This is a genomic window from Deltaproteobacteria bacterium (genome assembly GCA_026712905.1).
Lineage (GTDB): Bacteria > Desulfobacterota > Binatia > UBA9968 > JAJDTQ01 > JAJDTQ01.
On the sequence record JAPOPM010000189.1, the window covers coordinates 47,818 to 54,035 of the forward strand.

At 67.4% G+C, this 6,218-nt stretch carries 6 protein-coding genes; 5 read left to right on the forward strand and 1 reads right to left on the reverse strand.

From position 1 onward, the window contains the following. The first annotated feature begins 4 nt into the window (after positions 1–4). Positions 5–550, forward strand: coding sequence for a ricin-type beta-trefoil lectin domain protein (locus OXF11_15970; protein ID MCY4488590.1), 546 nt, complete (start codon positions 5–7; stop codon positions 548–550). A 109-nt stretch (positions 551–659) separates the two neighbouring features. On the opposite strand, the gene OXF11_15975 is transcribed toward OXF11_15970, so the two are convergent. Beyond that, on the reverse strand, positions 660–1,736 hold the full coding sequence (locus OXF11_15975) for an amidohydrolase family protein (protein ID MCY4488591.1): 1,077 nt from the start codon (positions 1,734–1,736) through the stop codon (positions 660–662). A 261-nt stretch (positions 1,737–1,997) separates the two neighbouring features. Between OXF11_15975 and OXF11_15980 the strand changes: the two genes are divergently transcribed. The 4 genes from OXF11_15980 to OXF11_15995 all read left to right on the forward strand — a co-directional run. After that, on the forward strand, positions 1,998–3,095 hold the full coding sequence (locus tag OXF11_15980) for a zinc-binding dehydrogenase (GenBank protein ID MCY4488592.1): 1,098 nt from the start codon (positions 1,998–2,000) through the stop codon (positions 3,093–3,095). A 166-nt stretch (positions 3,096–3,261) separates the two neighbouring features. Then, a complete protein-coding gene (locus tag OXF11_15985; GenBank protein MCY4488593.1) occupies positions 3,262–4,302 on the forward strand; it encodes an amidohydrolase family protein in 1,041 nt (346 codons plus the stop codon). 106 nt (positions 4,303–4,408) lie between these two features. Continuing rightward, complete coding sequence (locus OXF11_15990; protein MCY4488594.1) at positions 4,409–5,410, forward strand: LLM class flavin-dependent oxidoreductase; 1,002 nt, start codon at positions 4,409–4,411, stop codon at positions 5,408–5,410. A 30-nt stretch (positions 5,411–5,440) separates the two neighbouring features. Beyond that, a partial coding sequence (locus tag OXF11_15995; protein ID MCY4488595.1) for an amidase occupies positions 5,441–6,218 on the forward strand: 778 nt, incomplete at its 3' end.

Consider the following 6,218-nt stretch of genomic DNA (forward strand, 5'->3'; position numbering starts at 1 on the left):
TCCCATGAAATACCTTGGTCTCATGATGCTGGCCGTGCTCATCGGCGCCGCGCTTGCCGGCCCCGCTCAAGCGGGCGAAACGGTGGAGGTCCTGCTGGTCGACCGCCTCGACGAACCGCGCGGCTTCTGCCTCGACATCCGCGGCCACAAGCAGCGCGCCAGGGTGGACAGGGGGCTCCAGGCCCACAGTTGCTACAGCTATCAGGGGCAGATCGGCGTCGACCAGGGATTCGACACCGACGGCATCAAGGCGGGACGGTTCCACATGCCAGGGTTCGACGTGTGCATGACCGCGGGCGGGTCCAAGGCGGGCGCACGGCTCGGTTTGGCGAAGTGCGACGGATCGGCGCCGCAGGGCTTCTCGCTCGCGGCCAGCGGCGAGATCCTCTCCAAGGGCACGCCGACGCTGTGCGTGACCGTGGCGGGTGGTGAGTCGAGGGAGGGAGGAGGCGGCCGGCCGGTGCATCTCATCCGCGGGTTGACCCTGGAGAACTGTGACGAGGGCCGGGGCAAGTACCAGCGCTGGCGCGTGCGCACCAAGGCCGACTAGCCGCCGGCTTCAGGTGTCTGCCTCTGCGGCGCGTGGGCGGGGACACCGGCCGGCTGCCCCCCCGCCCCTGGATTCCCGCTTCCGCGGGAATGACGATTCAACATTGAGGTTAGTTCAACGCGAACAGCGTCTTCGGATTGTCCGTAACGATCTTCTCGTACTGCGGCTCGGTGATGCTTCCCAACTCCCTGAGGTTCCGCAGCGCCTCGATCTCGGTGGACTGGTCGTTGTGGCCGTAGTCCGTGCCGATGACGATGTTGTCCTCGCCTGAGTACCGGAGGATGTAGTCGACGTCGTCGTCGGTCTGGCAGGACACGTACTGCCGGTACTCCTTCAGGATGTTGTCCGGCAGGTCCTTGTTCTGCGCGCCCCAGCGGCGCTGGAGGTCCTTGACGACATACGGCACCCAGAGCGCGGCGGCCTCGGCCCAGTGGAAGCGGAGCTTGGGGAACATCTTGGGGATTTCGCCCATGATGACCGAGTGGAACATGCCGATGATCGGGATGCGGAACTTCCAGAAGCTGCCGCCGCCGTTGTACTGCGACACCAGGTCCAGCTCCTGGGGGTTGCCGTTGCCCACGTGCACGCCCACGGCCATGTCCATCTCGCTCACCTTCTCGTAGAGGGGATAGAAGTAGGGATCGGTGAGCAGGCGGTGGCCCTCGATGGGGCGCATGAACACGCCGCAGGCGCCGTTCTGCTTGCAGTACTCCAGCTCCTCAAGGGCCGTGGTCATGTCCAGCAGCGGCAGCACGCAGATCCAGCGCAGGCGTCCGTTGCCCCGGCTGTGGAGGTCGGCGAGCCAGCGGTTGTAGCTCTTGCAGAGGGGGATCTCCACCGCGGGCTTGTCGGTGACCTGCTCGATGAAGATGGTGGGATAGAGCACCTGGACGTCTATGCCCAGCTCGTCCATGTGCTTGACGCGGGCTTCGACGTTCTCCATCTCGCGCGTTTCCTGGGGCGTGAACATCACGCGGCCGGTGCGTTCGGCCACCTCGCCCAGTTCCTGGGCGGTCATGACGATCCGCACCAGTCCGCGGATCTTGCCGTCGATGAACCAGTACTCGCCGCCCCCTTCGCCGGTCGGTTTGACGACGAGCGGGCGGTACTTCTGGTCGGCCGGTTCCATGTAATCCCAAGTATGTTCGGACTCGACGACGTGGGCGTCGGCATCGATAATGGACATGATCGCTACCTCCCGATTTTCTGGCGTCCCGGTCTCGCGAATCGTGTGAAGAAGGTGCGCGGGCGTGGGCGCGGAACGCTGAATGCGTAGTCGTGGATACCACCTTTTTGAACGGGGAACCAGCGGAAACCGCCGCCGGATTATCCCTTGACAAACCACCCGCCGGCAACTACTCACGAAATTTGCCAAGCCGCTCATGCGCGGCTACACGGCCTTCGGGCCGGCACGGCCCGCGGGCCGTCTGACGGAAAGGAAAGCGCCATGCCAACGAAATCCCGGGCCGCAATCCTGGTGGAATCGCGCAAGCCCCTGGTGGTGGACGAGGTCACTTTTCCGGACCCGGCCCCCGACCAGGTGCTGGTGAAGCTCTACGCCAGCGGCATCTGCCATTCCCAGCTCCATCAGATCCAGCGCACGCCGGAGGAGCAGCGCTCCAAGCTGCCGGCCCTCCTGGGCCACGAGTCCACCGGCGTGGTGGTGGCCAAGGGCCGCGACGTGACGCACGTGAAGGAGGGAGACCGGGTATTCACTACCTGGGTGGACCGCAACGCTCCCGAGTCGCCGCTGCCACCCGTGTCCCACGCCCTCAACCAGCGCCCGGCCATCCCGGCCGTCTGGCGCGGCGAGTCTATCTGGGCGTCGGCATCCACCTGGGCCGAGCACGTGGTGGCCTCCGAGCGCGTGGTGCTGCCCTTGGACGACGACGTGGACACGGACGTGACCTCCATCATCGGCTGCGCGGTCACCACCGGCTCCGGCGCCATCATCAACACGCTGCAGGTGCGCCCCGGCCAGTCGGTGGCGGTCTACGGCGTGGGCGGCATCGGCATGTGCGCCATCTCGGCCGCGGCCGTGGTGGACGCCTACCCGCTCATCGCGGTGGACCTGGACGACGAGAAGCTGGAGTTCGCCAAGGGCTTCGGCGCCACCCACTGCATCAACGCCGGCAAGGTGGACCCGGTGGAGGCGATTACCGAGCTGACCGGCGGCGGCGCGGACTACGCCCTGGACGCGGTGGGGCATCCCACCACCCAGGAGCAGATCCTGCGCTCCGTGCGCACCGGCGCACCCGGACTCGAGCGCGGCGGCACCGCCCTGCTCATCGGCCTGCCGCCGTCGGGCGCCACGCCGCTCATCAATACCAACCTGTTCGCCGGCGGCCGTTATTTCACCCGCACCCACGCCGGCGACTGCCTGCCGGACCGCGACTTCCCGACCTTCGTCCGCTGGTACCGCGAGGGCAAGCTCAAGCTCGACGAACTCGTGACCCGCCGCTACACCCTGGACCAGGTCAACGAGGCGGTGGACGATCTCGCGGAAGGGAGAGTCCTGGGGCGGGCCATCTTCACGTATGCGTAGCCACTCTCCGTCATTCCGCGGAACAGGCTGTGTCAAAACGTCGCCCGGAACAAGAACCGGCACCGACGCCTCGAATCGTCATTCCCGGGGAAGCGGGAATCCAGGCGGGGCGAGGCGAGAATGACGGACCGACGGGATTGACGAAAGGACCCTAGGAGGACGGCAAATGTACATCGACTGCGACACCCACTATTTCCCGGTGAAGTTCCTGGAGGGGATCAGCGACCAGTACCCGGAGTCGCCGCGGGTGGTGCGGAACGGCGACGAGGTCAAGTCCGTGCTGCCGGACGGCACCCTCATCAAGAACCAGGCACCCAAGGGGCGCTGGGACCTGGACACCCGCGTCGCCCAGGCGGACTTCGAGGGGTTCGACAAGCACGTGCTCATCCCGGAGAACCGCGAGCTGCTGTACACCTGGGACCGGGACCTGGGCTGCGAGCTGGCCCGGCGCTACAACGACGCGGTGGCCCGGGACCTGGCGGAATGCGCCCATCCCGAGCGTTACATCGGCGTCGGCTGGGTGTTCCTGCCGGACGTGGAAGAGTCGTGCAAGGAGCTGGACCGGATGGTGAACGAGCTCGGCATCAAGGCCGTGAAGTTCATGGGCGGCTTCGAGGACGCCAACCTGGGCGCCGAGCGCCTGTGGCCGTTCTACGACAAGGTGTGCCAGCTCGATGTTCCCATCCTGGTGCACGACACCGCGTCGGACCGGCAAGGCCATCCCAACCCCGCGCTGGTGGGCATCGAGCAGCTCTTCCTGGAGGTGGACAACAACGCCCTGCCCTTCCTGCTGGCGTTCCCGTTCCGCTACATCGTCGACATGGGCAGCCTGATCCTGCGCGGCGCGCTCAAGGAGTTTCCCGACTTGCGCATCTGCTTCGTGGAAGGTTCCGCCGCCTTCGTGCCCTGGCTCATGAACCGCCTGGACATGGACCCCGACGCGCGCAAGCGGCTCGGCAAGGCCCCGAGCGAGTTCTTCAGCCAGATCTGGGTATCGGCCTTCGCCGCCGAGACCTCCGTGCGCTACGCCTGCGACTTCTGGAAAGACCACAACCTGACCGTGGGCAGCGACTACCCGCACAACGATCCGTCGGGCACGTGGAAAGAAGGCACGGTGCGGATGGTGCAGGAGCTGGAGGGCATCTCGGACGACGACAAGGAGAAGATCCTGGGCGGCAACGCCATGCGGCTCTTCGGGATGACGTAGACCGGTCGGTCTCGCCTTCGACAGTGCAACTCTCCCGGGTGGGAGGCGACGGAAGCCTCCGCCGCCCGCCCACGGCCCGATCAACCCACTGAGCGAAAGGATCACCGTGCTCTTCTCAATACACGTCCCGGCCCGGAACGCGGAAGAGATCAGCCGCCGCGCCGTGGCCGCGGAAGCCCTGGGCTTTCACGCCATGTTCTTCGCCGACGGCCACCTGAACAACCTGGACGGGTTCCAGGCCATGACCGTGTGTGCGCTGCGGACGGAAAAGCTCCGTTTCGGCATCGCCGCGACCACCATGGCCTACCGCGATCCCACGACGCTGGCCCTGTCCGCGGCCACGTCCAACGAGTTCTCGGACGGACGGGCCATCCTGGGCCTGGCGACCGGCGACGGTTCCACCTACCGGCTGGGGCGCAAGGCCACGCGGCTGGCGGATTTCGCCGCCGGACTGGCCAACATCCGCGAACTGCTGGGCGGGCGCTCCATCGAGGTGCCCCGGGGCGAAGAAGGCGCCGGCGCGGCCTCCCTCAACGTGGGCAAGCTCCCGGTGCCGATTTACGTGGCCTCGGTGGGTCCCCGCAGCCTGCGGGTGGCCGGACGTTACGCCGACGGCATCATGCTGGGCACCGGATTCGACCTCGACGTGCTGGAGTGGGCGCAGGCCCACGTCGCCGCCGGCGCTCGTGAAGACGGCCGGGACCTGTCCGACATCGACATCGCCATGGCGGGCATGATCTGTGTCGACCGTGACGGCGCGCGCGCACACGAACGGGTGCGCCCACGCCTGGTCAACCGCGTCCATCACAACTTCCGCTTCACGACGGAGACCGTGCCGCCGGACGAGTTGCCCGGAGTCAAGCGCTTCATGGCCGGCTTCGACATCAGCAAGCCGCTGGAGGAGCGGGCGGACCCCTCGCTCATCACCGACTACATGCTGCGCCGCTTCGCCATCACCGGCACCCCGGAGGAGTGCCTGACCCGCGTCCGCGAACTGGCCGAAGCCGGCGTGAAGCATCTGCTCCTGACGCCGCCCATGCGTGTGCTCGACGAGGTCATGGACCTCTGGGGACGCGAGGTCATCCCGGGTTGCGCCGACCTCGAATAGCGGACCACCGGAACCGAGAGAGGAACCCCCATGCCCGACCTGGACCCCACAACGCTCACCATCGCCAACCTGGCCCCGCGCATCGCGGCGCGGGAGGTCTCGCCCGTGGAACTGACCGCCTGCTACCTGGAGAGGATCAAGCGCCTCAATCCCGCCATCAACGCCTACAGCACCGTGATGGAAGAGGACGCCATGGCGGACGCGCGCCGGGCCGAGGGTGAGATCGCGGGCGGGAACCACCGCGGGCCGCTCCACGGCGTACCCGTGTCCATCAAGGACAATCTCGCGGTCAAGGGCTACCCCACCACCGCCGGCAGCAAGATCCTGGCGGACTGGAAGCCCGACTTCGACGCCACCGTGGTGACCCGGCTGCGGGAGGCCGGAGCCATCGTCCTGGGCAAGAACAACATGCACGAGTGGGCCGGCGGCGGCACCACCATGAACCCGTATTTCGGCACCACGCACAACCCGTGGGACCAGAGCCGGGTACCGGGAGGCTCCAGCGGCGGCTCGGCCGCCGCCGTGGCCGCGGACCTGTGCCTGATCTCCATCGGCACCGACAACGCCGGCTCCGTGCGGAACCCCGCCGCCTGGTGCGGCACCGTCGGCCTCAAGGCCACCTACGGGCGCGTGAGCCGCTACGGCGGCGTCGCCGGCACCGGCGGGGTCTCCTCCGACCACTTCGGCCCCTTCACCAAGACCGTGGAGGACTGCGCCCTGGTGCTTGGCGCCATCGCCGGTGAAGACCCCAACGACCCCCTGTGCTCCAACGCGCCCGTGCCGGACTACACTGCGAGCCTCGGCAACC